16 protein-coding genes are annotated in these 19946 nt (G+C 54.4%); 7 read left to right on the plus strand and 9 right to left on the minus strand.

Annotated elements, in window-relative coordinates; all coding sequences use genetic code 11:
• Window positions 1-3: 3 nt before the first annotated feature.
• The 4 genes from OR573_16450 to OR573_16465 form a co-directional block, all read right to left on the minus strand.
• Window positions 4-1479 (minus strand): TolC family outer membrane protein, encoded by a 1476-nt coding sequence (locus OR573_16450; protein ID XGA80039.1) that lies wholly within the window; start codon window positions 1477-1479, stop codon window positions 4-6.
• Complete coding sequence (locus tag OR573_16455) at window positions 1479-2855, minus strand: HlyD family type I secretion periplasmic adaptor subunit (GenBank protein XGA80040.1); 1377 nt, start codon at window positions 2853-2855, stop codon at window positions 1479-1481. Before OR573_16455 ends, OR573_16450 begins: the two co-directional genes overlap by 1 nt.
• Entirely contained in the window at window positions 2856-4604 is a 1749-nt protein-coding gene (locus OR573_16460; protein ID XGA80041.1) for a type I secretion system permease/ATPase, read from the minus strand. It abuts the gene before it with no gap.
• A 228-nt stretch (window positions 4605-4832) separates the two neighbouring features.
• Complete coding sequence (locus OR573_16465; protein XGA80042.1) at window positions 4833-5579, minus strand: Crp/Fnr family transcriptional regulator; 747 nt, start codon at window positions 5577-5579, stop codon at window positions 4833-4835.
• 275 nt (window positions 5580-5854) lie between these two features.
• Here OR573_16465 and thpD point away from each other — a divergent pair, with 275 nt between their 5' ends.
• The gene (gene thpD, locus OR573_16470; GenBank protein ID XGA80043.1) at window positions 5855-6832 is read left to right on the plus strand and encodes an ectoine hydroxylase; all 978 of its coding nucleotides are present in this window, start codon (window positions 5855-5857) and stop codon (window positions 6830-6832) included.
• A gap of 123 nt (window positions 6833-6955) precedes the next feature.
• Here thpD and OR573_16475 read toward each other — a convergent pair whose 3' ends face one another.
• Window positions 6956-7831, minus strand: a complete 876-nt coding sequence (locus OR573_16475) for a YicC family protein (protein XGA80044.1) — start codon at window positions 7829-7831, stop codon at window positions 6956-6958.
• Between the two features lie 126 nt (window positions 7832-7957).
• On the opposite strand from OR573_16475, the gene rph reads away from it, so the two are divergent.
• The gene (rph, locus tag OR573_16480) at window positions 7958-8695 is read left to right on the plus strand and encodes a ribonuclease PH (GenBank protein XGA80045.1); all 738 of its coding nucleotides are present in this window, start codon (window positions 7958-7960) and stop codon (window positions 8693-8695) included.
• A 143-nt stretch (window positions 8696-8838) separates the two neighbouring features.
• On the opposite strand, the gene OR573_16485 is transcribed toward rph, so the two are convergent.
• A complete protein-coding gene (locus OR573_16485; GenBank protein XGA80046.1) occupies window positions 8839-9606 on the minus strand; it encodes an exodeoxyribonuclease III in 768 nt (255 codons plus the stop codon).
• Between the two features lie 86 nt (window positions 9607-9692).
• On the opposite strand from OR573_16485, the gene pyrE reads away from it, so the two are divergent.
• Window positions 9693-10355 carry an orotate phosphoribosyltransferase gene (pyrE, locus tag OR573_16490; GenBank protein XGA80047.1) on the plus strand — a complete coding sequence of 221 codons (663 nt, stop codon included), beginning with the start codon at window positions 9693-9695 and terminating at the stop codon, window positions 10353-10355.
• A gap of 4 nt (window positions 10356-10359) precedes the next feature.
• Here the strand turns inward: pyrE and OR573_16495 are convergent, their stop codons facing one another.
• On the minus strand, window positions 10360-10833 hold the full coding sequence (locus OR573_16495) for a tRNA (cytidine(34)-2'-O)-methyltransferase (GenBank protein XGA81780.1): 474 nt from the start codon (window positions 10831-10833) through the stop codon (window positions 10360-10362).
• Between the two features lie 52 nt (window positions 10834-10885).
• Between OR573_16495 and rep the strand changes: the two genes are divergently transcribed.
• Complete coding sequence (gene rep, locus OR573_16500) at window positions 10886-12943, plus strand: DNA helicase Rep (protein XGA80048.1); 2058 nt, start codon at window positions 10886-10888, stop codon at window positions 12941-12943.
• Window positions 12944-13025: 82 nt separating this feature from the next.
• On the opposite strand, the gene OR573_16505 is transcribed toward rep, so the two are convergent.
• Together OR573_16505 and OR573_16510 are read right to left on the minus strand one after the other, a co-directional pair.
• Window positions 13026-13895: a c-type cytochrome gene (locus OR573_16505; GenBank protein ID XGA80049.1), complete on the minus strand. Its 870-nt coding sequence runs from the start codon at window positions 13893-13895 to the stop codon at window positions 13026-13028.
• 286 nt (window positions 13896-14181) lie between these two features.
• Window positions 14182-15285, minus strand: a complete 1104-nt coding sequence (locus OR573_16510) for a helix-turn-helix domain-containing protein (GenBank protein ID XGA80050.1) — start codon at window positions 15283-15285, stop codon at window positions 14182-14184.
• A gap of 287 nt (window positions 15286-15572) precedes the next feature.
• Between OR573_16510 and OR573_16515 the strand changes: the two genes are divergently transcribed.
• Genes OR573_16515 through OR573_16525 form a run of 3 tightly spaced genes read left to right on the plus strand, consistent with a single transcriptional unit; the run spans window position 15573 to window position 19892 of the window.
• Window positions 15573-17432 carry a DUF1302 family protein gene (locus tag OR573_16515; protein XGA80051.1) on the plus strand — a complete coding sequence of 620 codons (1860 nt, stop codon included), beginning with the start codon at window positions 15573-15575 and terminating at the stop codon, window positions 17430-17432.
• A gap of 40 nt (window positions 17433-17472) precedes the next feature.
• A complete protein-coding gene (locus OR573_16520; protein ID XGA80052.1) occupies window positions 17473-18768 on the plus strand; it encodes an MFS transporter in 1296 nt (431 codons plus the stop codon).
• A gap of 41 nt (window positions 18769-18809) precedes the next feature.
• Window positions 18810-19892 carry a M14 family metallopeptidase gene (locus tag OR573_16525; protein XGA80053.1) on the plus strand — a complete coding sequence of 361 codons (1083 nt, stop codon included), beginning with the start codon at window positions 18810-18812 and terminating at the stop codon, window positions 19890-19892.
• Window positions 19893-19946: the final 54 nt, after the last annotated feature.

Consider the following 19946-nt stretch of genomic DNA (forward strand, 5'->3'; position numbering starts at 1 on the left):
AGTTTATTCCGTGGTTGGATGCACGTCGTCAGTAGTGATATTGGCCGTCATGGAAATCAGCAGGTCCATGCCTTCAACCAGATCTTCGCCATCAAGCTCACCGGTTGCCGAATAAAGCTTCAAACGGTCAAGGGCATAGTTGCCCAGGGTGTCGACAAACTTGATACGTTGATCGAAAAGGCTGGCGCGGGCATCAAGCACATCAACCAGATCTCTCAAGCCGAGCTGTTCACCACGCTCGGCCGCATTAAGAAAAAGCTCACTGGACTCAATTGCTTGTTGCAACGCTTCCAGGCGACGTACGCCACCATTCAGTGCCCGTAAGCGAGTACGTACTTCCTGAGTAGCCAGATTATGCTCATGCTCGACAGCTGCTCTACCAGCCTCGATACGCTTCTCACCCTGACGTACGCGGGCGCTGGTATAGCCGCCGCTAAATAACGGCACACTGACTTCCACATTAGCGGTGTAGTCTTCACTGGTACGCAACTCGTCATCGCTTTCGCGATCACTGTAGCTCAGGCTGAGATTGACTTCTGGGTAGTGTCCGGCACGTCGCGTATTGGTATCTGCCTCACTGACTTTCTGTTCTCTGGTCGCCAGCTGTACCGAAAGGTTCTGGTGTATCTTTTCCACCCAATCGTTTTCAGTACCCCAGTCGCGCACCAGAGACACAACTGTCAGGTCGCCGACTGCCAATCCGCGCATTGCCGGGCGTATGCCGGTCAGGCGCTGCAACTCACTCAGGGCATTATCCAATTCATTTTCTGCCTGTACGGCGTCGGCAATCGCCTGATCAAGCCGCGATTGGGCTTCAAGCAGGTCCACACGATTGCCAATGCCCAGATCAAAGGCGCGACTGGCCTGACGTAGCTGTAATTCCAACGAAGCCTGCTGCGACTCCAACAAACCCAACCGCTGGGAAGAAAGATACGCCTGCACATAAGCTTCGCTTACGCTCAGAGCCAGATCGCGTTCCACGACAGCAAGCTGCAGTTCGGCAGCACTGATCTGAGCATCGGCAACGTCCAGACCACGCCAGCGTTCAAGGCTGAATAGCGGCTGCTGCAACTGTAGACGCCAGTAGTGCTCATCAAATTCACCCGGGCGTGTGGCTGGCTGATCCAGGCCAAACCCATCAGGGTCTGTCTGCACGTTGGTGGAATCCTGCCATAAATAGCCGCCACTGGCGCTGATTTGCGGCAACAGCTGAGAGCGCGCCATCGGGCGCTCTTCCCGGGTGGCTTCCAACTCATAGCGCTGACGCGACAATTCAGCATCGTTATCGCGCGCGCGAGAAAATAGTGCCAATAACGATGGCAAGCCGCGCTGCTCTGCCAATGGGGTTTCATCCAGTGCTGATAGTTCATCAAGCGCCTTGTCACTGGCAGGGAATGATCCCGCATCCTGAGCGTGAAGCGGCGAAGTCATTGCCACAGCGAACGCCAAAGGCGTTAGCGTCATCCATAAACGCTTCATCAATCCTCCCGGATGGCGCGAGCCAGCATGTCGGTAATGGGCTTGGCAATATAGCTTGCGAAGGTACGTTCACCCGTACGAATCATGACTTCTGCCGGCATGCCAGACAGCAGTTGCATCTGCTCAGTCATGCTTTCACGTCCATCATCCGTCACCCGTACTCGGGCTCGATAATACTGCTGGCCGGTGGCTTCATCCTCGAAGGAATCCGCGCTGACATGAATCACCTCGCCATCGACGGAGTCCGTCAGGCGCTGATTGAAGGCGCTAAAACGGATTTCAGCAAACTGCCCAATATAGATATTATCGATATCCCGGGTTGGCACGCGGGCTTCTACGACAAAACCATCGTTGGAAGGCACAATATCCATGATCACATCGCCACTGCGAATCACCGCACCTTCGGTATGAATCTGGCGGCCCACTACAGTACCGGATACCGGTGCAATCACGCGTGTGCGTGCCACCTGATCCTGCAGCGAGATCATCTGTTCCTGAGCTTCAGCGATCTGTGTCTGAGCCTGACGCAGCTGCTCGCCTATTTCTTTATTGAATTCCTGCTGCTGCACTTCACGTTCCAGACGGTTTTCACTGATTTGGGAACGCAGCTGGGCAATATTCGAGCGATACTCGGAGTTGTTACCTTCATATTCCAGGATCTGGCGCTCAAGCTCACGGATGCGCTGATTATCGCCCAGCCCTTCACGGAACAGCGAACGGAAATCTTCTGCTTCAGAACGCAAGGAGGCAACCCGTTGCGTATTAACGCGAATACGTTCTTCCAGCCCTGAGATCTGCTCCCGCATCTGCACGATCTGTTCGTCCAAGGCTTCCAGCGTACTCTCAAGCGATTGGCGCCGGGCCACAAAGAGGCTCTGCTGAACGGCCAGGATCTGCTGTACACGAGGGTCATCAATATCCTGTAGGTCTTCTGGCACCGCCATGGTGTCAGCATTTTCCTGCTCAGCCAGCAGCCGCGCTTCCATGGCACGATTGATCAGGTACTGAGAACGGGCAATTTCCAACTGGGAGCCAACCTGGGTATCGCTTAACACCACCAAGGTATCGCCCGCTTCAACGCGGTCACCATCCTCGACAAGAATCTTATCAACAATCCCCCCTTCCAGATGCTGCACTGTACGCTTGAAGGACTCAATCGAGACATTGCCGGGCGCTACAACCGCAACAGCCAATGAGGCTGTAAAAGCCCACAGACCAAAGCCACCGAAAGCGATCAACAAGATAGCAAAACCTAAGCGCCGATAACCTTTGTCGCTGGTGGGTAGCACCTCACTGGCTTCACCTTCAAAGGTCGCCGGGCCTTTTGGTGTAACATCAATTTCGGACGTCGCCGGGACGTTACGCTGATGACTCATTTACTTCTCCTCGCCACGGCCGCCAGAAATGGCAGAAAGACGTGCAGCGTTCTGGCTCAACTGCCCACGAGATTTCTTGGCGAACTGCGCCAGCACTTCATCACGCGGGCCAAACATGCTGATCTGTCCTGCTTTCATCACCAGCAGCTTATCCATATTCTTGAGAATACTGGTGCGATGGCTGATGACAAACAGAGTGGTGCCTTCTTCCTTTAGCTGTTGGATTGCTTTTGCCAAGGCACGTTCACCGGCGTCATCCAGGTTGGCATTCGGCTCATCCAGCACTACCAGCACCGGATTGCCATACAGCGCACGAGCTAATCCCACGCGCTGGCGTTGGCCACCTGATAAGGCACCGCTGGTGGAAGAAATCACGGTGTCATAACCATTGGGTAACTCAAGAATCATCTCATGGACACCGGCTTTTCTGGCCGCTTCAACCACTTTCTGGGCATCGACCTCGCCAAAACGGGCAATATTTTCGCTCACGGTGCCGTCGAAAAGCTCAATATCCTGCGGTAGATAACCTATATGTGGCCCAACTTCATCGCGGTTGTACTGGGTAATGACACCGCCATCCAAGCGAACATCTCCCACCTGGGAAGGCCAGATGCCGAGCAGCACCCGTGCCAGAGTGGATTTACCCGCAGCACTGGGGCCAATAATACCGATATGTTCACCTTTATTAGCCGTAAAGTTGATACCGCGAATGGTTGCCATGCGTACACCCGGCGGGGCTGCCGCAACGCCTTCAACGCTGATATCACCACGTGGGGAAGGCAGAGACATACGTTTTTCTTCAGCGGGAATCTGGTTCAATAGGTCATTAAGGCGCTCGTAGGCACCTCGAGCGCTGACAAAGCCTTTCCAGCCACCAATCATCTGGTCAATCGGCGCGAGTGCACGGCCCATGATAATGGAACCGGCAATCATCATACCGGGGGTCATATCGCCCTGAAGCACCAGAAAGGCGCCTAGCCCAAGAATCATTGACTGGAACAACAGCCGCAACACTTTGGAAGTGTTGGTCAACACACCCGCCCGGTCGCTGGCCTGAGACTGTTTGGACAGATATTCATGATGACGCTTCGACCAGCGGCCCATGATGCCCGGCAGCATACCCATGGCATGCAGCACTTCTGCGTTACGCAGGTTGGAATTGGCCAGGTTCTGGGCCTGAATCTGTTCGCCGCTGGCTTCAGCCAACAGCTTTTTAGTAGCTTTCTCATTGGCAATCGCCAGAGTCAGCAAAATGATGCCAGCACAGGTGGCGAAAATGCCCAGCCAGGGGTGGAAGAGAAACAGAACGCCCAGATAAATAGGCACCCAAGGTGCGTCAAAAAATGCAAACAGGCCGTTACCGGTCAGAAACTGACGCAGGCTGGTAAGGTCATTCAGCGGTTGTGCGCTAGAGGTACCCTGAACCATCAGGCTGCGTCGGAACATGGCGCCATACAGACGCTCATTAATCGTCGTATCGAGGCGATTACCCACCCGCACCAACATTCGCGAACGTACCAGTTCGAGCCCGCCCATCACGGCAAAGAAAAACATTACCACCAGTGTCAGCATCACTAGGGTATCAACGCTCTGGGTGGTCAGGACGCGATCATACACCTGCAGCATATACATGGGGGGGACAAGCATCAGCAAGTTAACAAACATACTGAAGAAACCCACTGATACAAATGATCCTTTGCAGGCTTTTAAAGCGCGTTGCAGATCCGTTGCTTCCTGTTGCTTTGCCATGAAGGGGTCACCGTTGAATCGAAGAAACGTCTGGACGTCAAATTAGTGAAAACATTTGAAAAGCATAACAGAAATGCCTGTACACAGGGTAGAGCCACTTTACAAGACCACAGCATCAAATCTTGACAAACGCATGCATTTAGCAAAATTTTACACTGACTTTATGACATTTATGTCTATTCGATAAAAACATTGGCATAGACAGCTTTACACTTCCAGCCTTCCCGGCTACGGGGGCGCATCTTCAAACAGCGGACGCAGGTTCGCATTGAGATAGCGGTCATTAAAGTTGGCCTCTCGCGCCAACACCTCCAAGTCGGGAATGTTGATGGTGTGATGATTGCGAAAAATAACCTCCTCTTCGCTCATCGCCGAAAGTGTGCGACTAACATGCACCGATGTCATGCCGAGCAGATCGCCAAGTTGCTGCTGAGAAAGTGGGAGGCGAAAGCTCGACCCACCCTCGCACATGGTCTGGTGCAGCCGGGTATACATCTCGTAAAGAAAATGCGCCAGGCGCTGGCGAGCAGTGCGTCGTGCCAGGGTCACCAGGCGCTCACAAAGCAGCGCCTGCTGACGGCTGGAAATCGCGAACATCACCGTAGTCAAAGTCATTGAGTCACAGAACAGTTCCAACATGCAGCGATGAGGGAAGTAGCAGATGATGCCACCCTCAATCATTGTTACCCCGTCAAGGCGCTCATTGAAGGCAAATTCGCGCAGGCCAATAATGTCGCCGGGGAGAAATATCTCCATGATCTGGCGGGTGCCATTGTCGAGGTTGCGATATGAATATGCCCAGCCCGAACTCAGGATGCAGAATTCGCTGGCCTCCTTGCCCTCTTGCCACAGTGTCGTGCCGGCGCTGATAGGCGTGGGGTGATTCTCCAGGTTGGCAAGAACTTCCTTCTCTTCAGGGCTTAGGCGTCGGTAGTGCTCGAAATGGCGGATGATGCAACTTTCCTCAGGCACCATAGGCGTTATCCCCCTTTCATGTGATTCGCCTTCATAACCCAGGTTATGGCGATCCCTTGTATTTGCTTATAACGTAGCCTGAAATTAAACGTAGGCATATTAGCCTGACGGAGCAAGACGCACTTGGCCGAGGCAACTGCAAGTAAACGAATGTCCTTGCGCATATTGAAAAAACTGTAAGAGAACGCAAGACCTCTCGAAGGCATCAACACCGAGTGAGATAAGGTCAGAAAGATCAAAACCCAGTGACATTATTCACCTAGGAGATGATCAATATGGCACCCGTTAACCCTGCAAAGCCTCAATCCATTGTTCAGAAACAGTACACTGAAACATCCGAGCTTCCCGGCTCTTCGTATACCACCACGCGTGATCCTTACCCCACGCGCTTTTCTGAATCGCCCAAGGCGCTCTGGCTTAAGCGCCATGAGCCGGTCGTCAAGGGCCGGGATTTTTCTGGACCTCTGAGCGCAGCGCAGCTTGATGAATTCGAGAAAAAGGGCTTTCTGTTTCTTCCCAATTTCATCCACGGCGCAGAGCTTGAGGAATTACGCCAAGCAATACGCAAACTGATGAATCAAGAAGAGTACCTGAACCGCGACTTCAGCATTACCGAGCCGCAGGGCCATGAAATGCGTTCGCTGTTTGCTGTGCATTTTCTCTCCGATTACCTCAACCAACTCAGCGAAGACCCACGCCTTACCGGGGCAGTAAAGCAAATTCTTGGCGGCGAGACCTACATTCATCAGTCCCGTATCAACTATAAGCCCGGCTTTGCTGGCAAGGGATTTAACTGGCACTCCGACTTCGAGACATGGCACGCCGAGGATGGCATGCCGGCCATGCATGCTGTCAGCGCCTCTGTGATCATGACGGACAATCACGAGTTCAATGGCCCCTTGATGCTGGTGCCAGGCTCACAGAACGTGTTTGTTCCCTGTGTTGGTGAAACACCGGAGGATAACTACCGCAACTCGCTCAAGCGCCAAGAGGTCGGCGTTCCAGGCAAACAGGCGATAACCCACCTGGTTGAAGAGGGCGGCATCGAGTCGGTAACTGGTGAAGCCGGTGGGCTGATTCTCTTTGACTGCAATGTGTTGCACGCTTCCAATGCCAACATGTCACCCGACCCGCGCAGCAACGTTTTCTTTGTTTATAACCGCCGCGACAACCCCTGCAAGCAGCCCTTTGCCGCCCCCAAACCAAGGCCCGACTTCCTGGCTCATAACCCCAATGAAAACTGGTCGCCCTGAAAAGCCGAGTAGGCACATAAAAGCTTAGCGAATCAAAAAGCCCCGAGTTATCGGGGCTTGAGCGTGTTGATGAATGATTAGCTGCATCTCGCATAAACCCTCGCCCGACTGAGCCTCTAGGGCCTACTCAATATTCTGAATCTGCTCGCGCATCTGCTCAATCAACACCTTGAGTTCCACGGCGCAGCGGGTGGTTTCCGCGACCACGGATTTGGATGATAGCGTGTTGGCCTCGCGGTTGAGTTCCTGCATCAGGAAATCCAGGCGGCGGCCCTTGGGGCCTTTCTGGCCGAGCTGACGGCTGACTTCATCGACATGGGCGCTCAAGCGGTCCAGCTCTTCATCCACATCGGCTTTCTGAGCCACCAGTACCAGCTCTGCCTCCAGACGCTGGGGGTCAAGTTCCGTCCTAGCAGTATGCAGGCGCTCTAACAACTGGGCACGCTGGCGTTCCAGAATGTGCGGCAGCAGGCTGCGCACCGTGGCTACCTGCTCATTCACTGCTTCCAGGCGAGTGGTGATCATCTCAGCCAGCTTGGCGCCTTCACGGGCGCGCGTATCAATCAGCTCGTCCAGTGCCTGTTCGAAAAGCCGGGCGGCAGCCGCCTGAATGGTTTCCGGATCCAGGTGTTGAGTGGCCATCACGCCTGGCTGGTTGAGCAGGTCAAGCGTGGTGGGTGGCGCGGCATCAGGCACCTGCTGTTGAATGGCCGCCAGGGCATCCGCTATTTCCTTCAGGCGCTGTACATTAACGGCGGGGGCCTGGCTCGCTTCAGCCGCTTCAAAACGCAGGCTACATTCCACCTTGCCCCGGGTCAGCCGCTGGCGCAGTGACTCGCGAAATACCGGTTCCAGGGCTCGCAGGGTATCTGGTAGGCGAAAGTGAGGTTCCAGATAACGTTGGTTAACGGAGCGGATTTCCACTTGCAGGCTGCCAAAGGTGGCGACCTGCTCAACACGGGCGAAGGCCGTCATGCTATGAACCTGGGCAATGGCCATAAGGGTTCCTTTGTTGATGATGTTTTCATCCAGTCTACCTGATATCCCACGCCATTCGCTGACAGACGTGTAGAATACGGCCAACTGAGTTTGGCTATTTTTTTATTGATGACGATGAGAGGTGCTATGCGTCCTGATGTTGTTCGCCCCAGCGGCCGTGCCGCCGACCAACTGCGTGAAATCCGCCTGACCCGTGACTACACACGCCATGCGGAAGGTTCGGTACTGGTCGAGTTTGGCGATACCAAGGTGCTGTGTAATGCCAGCGTGGAAGCCGGCGTGCCGCGCTGGCTGCGCGGCAAGAACCAGGGCTGGATCACCGCTGAATACGGCATGTTGCCGCGAGCCACCCATTCACGCAGTGGCCGCGAAGCCACCCGTGGCAAACAGGGCGGCCGAACCTTGGAAATTCAGCGCCTGATTGGCCGCAGCCTGCGTGCCGCCGTAAATCTGAAGAAACTGGGCGAGTTCACCATTACCGTGGATTGCGATGTGATCCAGGCCGATGGCGGCACCCGCACCGCCTCCATTACCGGTGGCTGTGTCGCCCTGGTAGATGCCATTCGCCACCTGCAGCGCGAAAAAAAGATCAAGGGTGATCCCTTCAAGCAGATGGTCAGCGCCATTTCTGTGGGTATCTATAAAGGCGTCCCGGTACTCGATCTGGATTACCCGGAAGACAGCAAGGCCGACACCGACCTGAACGTGGTCATGACTGAAAAAGGCGAGATGATTGAAGTACAGGGCACCGCAGAAGCTGGCGCTTTCAATCGCGCTGAGCTGAACGCCATGCTCGACCTGGCAGAAAAAGCAGGCGATGAGCTGCGTATGCATCAGCGTGAAGCACTGGGAGTTTGTGAATAGGCGTGAGGCGTGAGGCGTGAGGCGTGAGGCGTGAGGCGTGAGGCGTGAGGCGTGAGCAGAGTAAGATAGATAAAACAAAAGGCCAGCATTCGCTGGCCTTTTGAATATTACTCGCATGCATGGCGATGCAGGGAAGTGAGTGCTTACAGTGCCAGGTCGTATTCGACAATCAGCGGTGCGAACTCTGAAAACGTTGCCTCATAGTCAATCCAGGCATCCACCACATGGCGGCGGAAATTGGGGCCGACCAACTGATAGTCAATCCGCCAGCCTTCCTGGCGCCCACGGGGCACCTCCTGGTCAAGCTTCGGCCACCAGGTATATTCACCCGCGTCGCGATTGATCTCGCGGAAGGTGTCGATAAACCCGGTGGGGCCAAGCACATGATCCATCCAGGCGCGCTCTTCCGGGCGGAAACCGGATGTCAGCTGGTTATCCGACCAGTTGGCCAGGTCAATCGTCTTGTGGGCGATATGCCAGGTGCCACAGATGATATATTCCCGGCGCTTACGGGCCATTTTGCTCAGGTATTCCTGATATTGCTCCATGAACGCCTGTTTGGCTTTCTGGTCGCTGCCATCCGGCATCAGGAAGGTGGCAATACTGAAGCGGTCGTAATCCGCCTGCAGGAAGCGCCCTTCATGGTCACACTGCGGAAACCCGAGGCCATACATGATCGCCTTGGGAATCTTGCGGCAATACAGTGCCACACCAGCAAAACCATCCTCCTCCGCATCCAGGAAGTAGCCTTCATAACCTTCCGGATAGAGAATATGGTCGCTTAATTCGAAACTTTTCGCCTTGATGTTCTGCACGCAGACCACGTCGGCATCCTGCTGAGCCAGCCAGTCCAGGAAGCCACGATCGACGGCATCACGAATACCATTGACATTGATGCTGGCAATTTTCATAGATCGTCCCTTTAGCGTCGCTGCTGTATGATACCCGACGTTTCGACGTTTGAGTAAATCCCCCACAAAAAATCGCGAGGATTATCGTGTCTGCCTCTCTACAATCGTATCAACGCGACTTCATTGCTTTCGCTATTGAGCAGGGCGTGCTCAAATTTGGCGAATTTACCCTGAAATCCGGTCGCGTAAGCCCATATTTTTTCAATGCTGGCCTGTTTCAGACCGGCGGCGCTCTGGCCAAGCTCGGGCGCTTCTACGCCCAGGCGATTGTCGATAGCGGCCTCAAGGCCGATGTTCTGTTTGGCCCCGCCTATAAAGGCATTCCCCTTGCAGCCGTCACCGCTGCTGCGCTGGCTGATCACCATGACCTTGATATGCCTTACGCCTTTAACCGTAAGGAAGCCAAGACCCACGGCGAAGGCGGCAATACTATCGGCGCACCACTGGCGGGTGATATCCTGATTATCGACGATGTCATTACCGCTGGCACGGCCATTCGTGAAGTCATGACCCTCATCGAACACAGCGGTGCCCGGGCGGGCGGCGTCATTATCGCGCTGGATCGTCAGGAACGTGGCCAGGGCGAGCAAAGCGCCATTCAGGAAGTTGAAGCCACCTTTGGCATGCCGGTCGTCAGTATCGTTACTCTGGCACAGGTATTGGCCTATCTGGAAGAGCAAGCGGGCCCCGAGATGCAGGTGCATGCTGAGGCCATTCGGGCATATCGCGCTGAGTACGGTAGTGAGTGATCGCTTAGCTGGAGGTTGCGGCGCCAGCAAAGCCTTGCTGTCGCCAGGCCTCGTAGCTAACCAGCGCCACGGCATTAGACAGGTTAAGACTACGATTATTAGGCTGCATGGGGATCAGCAACTTGTTTTCATCGGCGATCAAGGCATGTGCCTGCTCCGATAAGCCGCCTGTTTCAGAGCCAAACAGCAACACATCGCCCGCGCCAAAAGAGGCCTCGCTATAATAGCGAGTGCCACGGGTTGTCAGCGCCCACAGGGTTCGCCCCTGCATCGCTTCCAGAAAGGCCATGAAATTGGCATGACAGCGCACATTGGCCAGGTCGCGGTAATCAAGCCCGGCGCGACGCAGCTTTTTCTCTTCCAGATCAAACCCTAGCGGCTCAATCAGGTGGAGACGACAGCCATTGTTGGCCACCAGCCGCATGATATTGCCCGCATTCGGCGCCATTTTTGGCTCAAACAGCGCGATTTCAAACATTGGTTCTTCCAGACATTGGTTCGCCTTCCACATGTAAAGGATGCATTCTGCCATGAACCCCGCCATTGCCCAACGCTTGCGAAACCTCAACCCGCGCCAGCAGGAAGCGGTGCGCTATATTGATGGCCCCTGCTTGGTGCTGGCGGGGGCGGGATCTGGCAAAACCAGCGTGATCACCACCAAGATTGCCTATCTGGTACAGGAATGCGGCATGAGCGCGCGCCGAATTGCCGCCGTGACCTTTACCAATAAAGCCGCCCGGGAAATGAAAGAGCGGGTCGGAAAAATGCTCCAGGGCAAGGAAGGCCACGGGCTGACGGTCTCGACCTTTCACACTCTGGGGCTGAATATCATTCGCTCTGAGTTGAAAACCCTGGGCTACAAACCGGGCTTTTCACTGTTTGACCCGGAAGATGCCAAGGCGCTGCTGCGCGACCTGATGAACAAGGATGCCCAGGTCGATGCTGAACAGATCAATGCCGTTCAAGGCAAAATTTCCCAGTGGAAAAACGACCTGGTGTTGCCCAGCGATGCCCTATCGTTGGCAGCAGATGATGACGAACATTTTGCCGCACGCGTCTATGAAGCCTATGTGCGTCACCTGAAAGCCTATAACGCGGTAGATTTCGATGACCTGATTCTGCTGCCGGTGGTGCTGTTACAGCGTGACCCGGAAGCGCTGGCCCGCTGGCGGCGCAAGATTCATTACATGCTGGTGGATGAGTATCAGGACACCAACGTTTCCCAGTACCTGCTGGTAAAACTGCTGATGGCTGAAAGGGCGACCTTCACCGTGGTGGGCGATGATGATCAGTCCATCTATGCCTGGCGCGGCGCGCGACCGGAAAACCTGATCACCCTGGGCGAAGATTTTCCGCGTTTGAACGTCATCAAGCTGGAGCAGAACTACCGTTCCACAGGCACGATTCTGCGCGCCGCCAATACTCTGATCGCCAACAATCCCCACGTGTATGAAAAAACCCTGTGGTCAGATATGGGCGACGGTGCGGCCATTCGCGTTGTCGTCAATCGCCATGAGGAAGCCGAAGCCGAACGGGTGGCCAGCGAAATCCTCACCCGGCGCATCAAGGAAAAGTCCGAATGGCGGGACTTTGCAGTGCTCTATCGGGGTAATTTTCAGGCGCGCCTGTTGGAACTCAAGCTGCAGCACTATCAGATTCCCTACAAGCTTTCCGGCGGAACCTCGTTTTTCTCGCGCAACGAGATCAAGGACGCCATGGCCTATCTAAGGCTGTTGATCAACCCTGCCGACGATAATGCCTTTCTGCGTATTGTGAACGTGCCCCGCCGGGAAATTGGCCCGGGTACACTGGAAAAACTCGCCAACTACGCCACCGAACGTAGCATTTCGCTGTTTGCCGCCTGCCATGAACTGGGGCTGGAACAAACCCTGCCTACCCGCGCTGTAGAACGGCTATCGCGCTTTACCCACTTTATTGATGGCGTGCGCCAGCGCATGGATAAGGGCGACGCAATTGCCGCCATTCGCGACATGTTGCGCGATATGGACTACGAAGCCTGGCTTTACCAGAATGCCAGCGCCCCGACCATTGCCGAACGGCGCATGGCCAACGTGTGGATTCTGATCGACCAGCTGGAAAAATCGCTCAACCATGACCCGGAAGATGCCGATGATTCCACCACAACGGAAACCGACGGCGTAGAAGCCGCCATTTCCCGCCTGGTGCTGCGCGACATTCTCGAACAGCAGGCTGAAGAGGATGATTCCGACAGGGTGCAGCTTTTGACCATGCACGCGTCAAAAGGGCTGGAGTTTCCCCACGTCTACCTGATGGGACTGGAAGAAGATTTGCTGCCCCACCGCAACGCCATCGAAATGGGCACGGTGGAAGAAGAGCGCCGCCTGGCTTATGTGGGTATTACCCGCGCGCGTCGCACCCTGACACTTACCCTGGCGCGCCAGCGCAAGGCCTATGGCGAGCTGATGGATTGCCAACCCAGCCGTTTTCTCGACGAACTGCCCGCCGAAGATCTGGAATGGGAAGGCCGCGCGGATAAAGAAGACCCAGAGAAAAAACAGGCACGTGGCAAGGACGCCTTGGCAGGCATCCGCTCGCTGTTAGGCTGAAGCAACAAAGCCAGAGTCAAAAAATATCCACAGGAGGTTTAAGCAACCCGCCTGTGGATACATCGTTTAACAGCATCAACGATTACTGTACCTGGGATACCATGTAATCAACGACTGCCATGATTTCTTCATCAGAACCCTGGCTGGCACCGCGAGGCGGCATGGCTCCCTTACCATTGAAAACGCTCTGATACAGCGTATCTTTGCCCTGATCAATACGTGGCCCCCAAGCCTCTGCATCACCAATCAGGGGCGCACCGGCAACGCCGTTGGCGTGGCAGGCCACACAGCCCAGGCTGCTGTAGAGTGCTTCACCGTTCAGGTTGCTATCACTGTCAGTGGCGGCCTCTTCTTCAGAAGCAGTTGCCATTCCTTCTTCCGCTGCGCCTTCACTTGCTTCAGCAGAGGATGCCATCTCTTCCTCTGTACCTGACGCATCTTCTTCTGTGGCAGCTGTTTGTTCCTCGGTGGCGGCTGCTTCGTCATTGCTTGAAGCACTACCTACGTCAGAAACGTCCATCACCGGCTCAACCATATATTTAGTAGCCGCTTCCATTTCCTCGTCAGACAAGTTGGGATTGCCGCCGCGTGCAGGCATGGCACCAATACCGTTGATCGAATGATCCAACAGGGTTGCAAATCCTTGTTCAACGCGTGCGGCCCAGGCCTCCTCATCACCACGAATAGGGGCACCTGCGGCACCGGTTTCGTGACAGGCCGAACAGACATTGCTATAGATGTCACCGCCATCGATATCATCGCCACCACTTGAAGCGGCTGCAGGCGGAGCTGAGGCGGTACCACAGTCCTGACCCTGCAAACACAGTTGGCCAACCGGCGCCAGACGTTCCGCGATAGCATTACGCGCGGCCTCTTCCTGGGCGAAAGCACTGGATGTGCCTGCCATGACGCCAAAGGCCGCCAGCCCGCTCATGATCAGCTTAAGTTTCACTCTCACCACCTCTTGAGTTTTTCATCGAATGATTTCGTTACCTCTGTGTGCGGCGGTGCTGTCAGAACCCCTGCACTGCCGAGACGCCAGGATGTATAGGTAGACGTTCCAATGGAACTAGTATACCGACATCCTTGGGCACAGGAAAATGCTACTAAACGCGGCAATTCAACCTGACAAGGCGGTAAGTTTATCATCACCGCCAAAAAACCCCGCCTTTTACAACCAATTTTCTCAGAATGAGATAAACTTTTTTCAGAATCGCCTCGATGGAAATAATTGCAGGTCAATGCGTTAACCTATCAACAGGATCAATATCCAGATATTGAATCAGATCACCTTCACTTTCACCAGGCGAGAACTCGTCGGCTCGCCACCAACGGCGGGATATTCGCATCGTATATCGGCGGCGGTATTCAGACGGTGTCACGCCAGTGGCACGCCGAAACAGGCGCCGAAACGCACTAGCATCCTGATAACCGCAGTATTCCATGACTTCTGCCAAATTAATATTAGTCACTTCCAGAAGCTGCTTGGCTCGCTCAACTCGCAGACGGTGCAGGTAGTCAAGAGGCGTCATTCCTTCTACCTCTTTAAAGTGGCGCAGCAGAGTGCGTGGGCTCGCGGCTACCTCGCCGGCGACCCGCTCCAGACTGTAAGGCGCCTGAATATTCTTTAATAACCATTCCTTCGCCCGGAATACCACACTGTCCCGGGTTTTCATCGAAATACCGGAAGCATGCAAAGTGGAATGCTCAAAACGTAAGGGGTGATAAAGCAGCCCATTAGTAGCAATCTGCGCCAGCTCTTCCCCCGCAAAGTGACGAATCAATTCGACCATCAGATCAAACACCGCTGCTGGGGCACCCGCCGTATATATTAGGCCGTCGACGACAACCGGACCTTCCATCGTCAGCTGCACATCTGGAAAGTGAGACGCAAACCAGTTGGCAATCATCCAGGTCACCGTGGCGCGTCGACCATCCAGCACTCCGGCCCGCGCGAGCATCACCGCACCGTTGAAGCCAGCCGCGATCACACGTCCTTGGGAGTGATAACGCGCAATACAACTAACCTCGGCGCTACATTGATCAAGCACGCGATTCATGTCCGGCACGCTTTTCATCTGTACGCCCGGGACAAATAACGCGGTTTGCGAAGGGGGAAGCGTTTTACGTCCCCGAGTGGGTGACTGCATCGTCGACAGCCAATCCGGAATAGGTAACTCATTGCCCACTGCATCAATCAAGCGCCAGTGAAAAAACGCCCCCCGTTTATCCGGATGGCGTAACTGCCAGAGATTGTTAAACGAACGCAAAATATCAATGACGCTAAACAGCGTGCCGTCCAGATTATGTGGGCCGTGTAATAAATCAATGCGAACGCTCATGGGCTCTCCTGGCGATATTGGCTTTATTATTGGCGGCAAAAGCTTTTATCTAACATGCCACTTTTATACATTTCCTTCCAAGCGTGCCATATCAAAAGCGGCACAAAAACATCATGAATCCTATAAAAAGTAACAAAACAGCGTTTTTATTGGATGTTAAAGAATACAATGCACCCTTTTTTCTTGGCGATATCAGCTTTATTGCTGTCGATATTTACCTCATCAACATAACAACTTCAACGCTAGACTGAAATCACCTGAGATAAATATTAGAAAGGTGATTATCAGTGAAAACTAAAACAACTAACACATGGGAAGTAGTCAGCAAGCCGGTTGCCGTGGGATTAACCTACTCGTTACTCAACGCAGGCATGGCGGCACCGGTCATTGCCGGTGAGCCTGTTTTCGGCGATCTCGAGTCCGGGCTGGGTGAGGGCATCGAATGGCAGCAAGACGATACGCGCCTGAACGTGAAAGGCGCAGTATCCGTAGGCACCATCCGGCGTGCAGAAAACCCCAGTCACCGCCTGACAAGCCCGGAAAATGGCATGAGTATCGTCAGTGACGGTAACCTCAATTACCAACGCGGCGATGCGGTATCGACATCCGCAGAGGCTTATCTGCAAGCCGACCTAAGCCACGGCAACGTCGGTGTTCTGGTCAGCGCAAAAGGCTGGTACGACTACGCGCAAAAGCACAATGATGTTCCCCATGGCAGTGTCACGAATGGTTATCGCTCCGGTGAGCCACTTAGCGACGATGGGTTTGTCTCTCTGGGGCGGTTTTCCAATGCGGTTATCAATGATGCTTATGTCTACGGTGACTTCCAACCGGCAGGGCATGATCTTCATGTGCGCCTTGGTAATCAAGCCATTCCTTGGGTAACTCCCACCACCATCGCCGGTGGTCTGCATACCGTCAACGCCTTTGATATCGCCGCCGTACGTCGCTCCACATCCATTGCGGAAGCTCGCACCATCGCGATGCCATCGCTATATGCCAAATTAGCACTGACCGACAACCTGAAAGTTGATGCTTTCACTCAGTTTGATTTCCGCCCTGATGTCCTCCCAGGCTGTGGCACCTTTCTCTCAACCAGTGATTACGCGCAGCCCGGCTGCGATAAGTTAACGCTTAACGGGAGCGTATTAAGCGCGCTGGCAGGTCAGCGAATCCGTACCACTGACGGCCAGGCCATTAACAACCCCCTGGATCACGTCACCCGTGGCCCAGATCGTCACCCGGATGACCATCAGTTCGGTATCGGCCTGCATTATTTATGGGAAGACGTCGGACTATTCGGTCTGTATTACGCCAATTACACCAGTCGAAACCCACTTACTCACGTTGTTCGCACAGGACCTGGAGTGCTGACACCCGCCGCTGCCAACCTTGGGCAAGCTGTACCTACCGGAATAGCAGCCGTTTACGAGCGCGCCTTCCCGACCGACATTGATATGGTGGCCGTCAACTTCAAAACGCGGCTTCCGACGGGTACCGGTATTTATGCGGAATATAGCGTTCGACCGAACCAACCCATTGCCTGGAACGGGTCGGATTTTGTCACCGGCCTGCTCAGCGGCACGGGCCCGTTGGGCCACTTGGCCAGCACCCCAACCGGTTATGTGGCACCCGGTTACGATCGTTTCCGCGTCAGCCAGCTAAATCTCGGCGCCAGCCACCCATTGGGGAACGTATTAGGCGGCGAAATGAGAGTGTCAGCAGAAGTGGGCATGAAATACGTGCATGACCTACCCAGCACCGACGAACGCCGTTATGGGCGACCCGGCTTCGGTACCGCAGCCCATGATAGCTATGCAGCGTGCACAGGTTCCGCAGAAAAGTGTGCCGTAGAGGGATTTGACACACCCTTTTCCTGGGGAACCCGTTTCAAGCTGGCCAGCGAATACACCCATGTATTACCGGGTCTTAACCTGACCCCATCGTTATCGCTCGGTTATGACGTCGAAGGGTATTCCTACGACAGAGTCTTCTCCGAAGGTCGCCACGGCGCCATCTTTGGACTGGAGGGAATCTTTCAGGAACATTATCTTTTTGATATCAGCTATCTGAGAACCGGTGGAGGGGATTACAACCTCGTCGCAGATCGAAGCATGTTCCAGGCCAGTGTCGGCGTTCGCTTCTAACATCAGACACTGCTAACTAACACTATAAAAGGCCATAATCATGCACCCTTCATTTGATCGACGGCGATTACTGATTGTGATGATGCTGATGGCAGTTGTCACCATCACTGTCCTGGAAAAAACCATTTTTGCTTTTGCCGGACCACAGATTATTGATGAACTTCAGCTGACACCAGAACAGTTCGGCTTTATTGGCAGTGCTTTTTTCTTTCTTTATTCCATCTCTGGTGTGCTGGTCGGTTTTCTAGCCAACCGGATGTCAAGCCGCTGGCTACTGACGGCTATGTCTGTCATCACCATGATGGCCCAATTACTCGCTGCTCTATCTACCAGTTTCTATACCTTGCTCGCCAGCCGCATGCTGTTAGGGATTGGTTGCGGGCCAAGTACGGCGGTCACTCAGCATGCCTGTTTCAAGTGGTACGCTCCCCGTGAACGCGTATTGCCAGCGGCGTTGATTCAGGTTGCCATCATGCTCGGCGCTATCATCGGCGCAATTGCCTTACCAAGGCTAATCGAGCAACACGGTTGGCGAACAGGCTATTTTATCATCGCAGGTATCGGCTTGATCTGGTTGATACTGTGGCTGCTTTACGGCCGCGAAGGACAGCATGACGATACGCAAATTGCTGACGGCAGTATCATGCCGATCTTGCCCTACCGCCAACTGCTACTTAACCGAACCTTTATATGCATTACCATGGTCGCCTTTTGTAGCTATTTACCTAATGCTCTCCTTTACAGCTGGTTACCGACTTACCTGCAACGAGGGTTAGGCCTAACCCCCATGCAATCTGGTTATCTGGTGTTGGCGACAACCGTTGGCATTATTGTGATCAATCTGGTGGTTTCCAGCTTATCCCAACGTGCCTTGAAGCGCGGTGCCAATGTCCGTAATGCTATGGTCATTCCACCCTTGCTAGCCTGTCTGGCCGCTGCCGCTGCCTATATCATCATGGGTTTTACCGCAACCAGCCTAGCCGTCACACTTGGGCTATTCCTTGTGGGAAGCATACTGCTCAATCTGCTGTCAGCGTTTGGATTCAGTATCGTCGCCTTTATCTCTCCTGCTAGACAACGTGGCAGCATGCTGGCCATCCATATTTCTCTGTTAACCACATCGGGAATGCTTGCTCCACTTGTGGTTGCCCACGCAATCCGCTGGCAAAACGACAATCTAGCAGCCGGCTTCGAAATGGCCATCGGGTTTTTTGGCATCCTTCTTCTGGCCTTCACCTTGATCGGCCTAGTGCTGATTGATCCGGAACGCAGCCGCCGTGAGCTTAATGACAACGCACCTTCTCCCATCGAATCACTCTCTGCCAGCCAGGCTTAATCACGAAACTTCAACTTGCATCATTGATTAACAGGGACTCTATGATGGACGTATCCAGCTTCTCACAAAGCTACACGACGGCGCGACAAAAGTTCCTTCAGGCTTGCGCTGACGCAGGCCTGGATGTTGAGTCTCACCCGCATTCATTACCCGGCAGCAAGGGTGAAGAACTGGCCCTTGATGTGGCGCTATTAGGGTCACCGACAGCCGCTAACCTGCTGGTACTGAGCAGCGGCGTTCACGGGGTGGAAGGTTTCTGCGGCTCAGCCATTCAGATAGACCATCTACGTAATAGTGAGTGGATAGAGCGCTGTCGTCATCAGGGTCTGGCCGTACTTTTTCTGCATGCCATCAATCCTTACGGCTTCTCCTGGCTGCGCAGGGTCAATGAAGACAATGTCGATCTCAACCGTAACTTTATTGATTTCAGCCAACCGCTGCCCGACAACCCCGACTACCGCTCCATCGCCTCGCTGTTACTGCCAAAACGTCAACCTCCCACGCTTTCCAGCACCCTTGGCCTCGCGGGTTATGCCTTGCGTCACGGTACTAAAGCCTTGCAAACCGCCATCTCTCGTGGTCAGCACAGCCATCCTGACGGGCTGTTTTTCGCAGGCACCGAACCCACCTGGAGCAACCTGCAGTTACGCCAGATTCTTCGCCGCCTGGGCAGGCAATGCCAGCGTATCGGTTGGATAGACGTACATACAGGTCTCGGCCCCTGCGGAGTAGGAGAACGCATCTATAAAGGGCGCAACACCCCGGAGGATATCGCGCGGGCACGGCGCTGGTGGGGAGAAGAAGTCACCACCAACGTCGATGGCACCTCTTCATCCGCTGTACTCAACGGCACCCTTGACCTCGCGGTAATGGAAGAGTGCCCCCAGGCGGAATACAACGGGATGACGCTGGAGTATGGCACCAAGCCTGGCTCAGCGGTGCTCAAGGCACTGCGCGCCGACCAATGGTTGCAGAATCATCCCGGCGTCGACAATACCCAGCGCAAGCAGATCAAGTACCAGCTGCGCGATGCGTTCTACATCGACACTAATGAGTGGAAGCAACAAGTGCTGGAGCAAGCCAGGGAAGTGATGGAGCTGACTCGGCTTGGCCTCCGCACCTAATAGCCGTCCAATAAGCGCATCCATGTTCGTTTAAAAACGGGGCTCACCTGTTAA

The sequence above is a fragment of the Halomonas sp. CH40 genome (genome assembly GCA_041875495.1).
GTDB lineage: Bacteria > Pseudomonadota > Gammaproteobacteria > Pseudomonadales > Halomonadaceae > Vreelandella.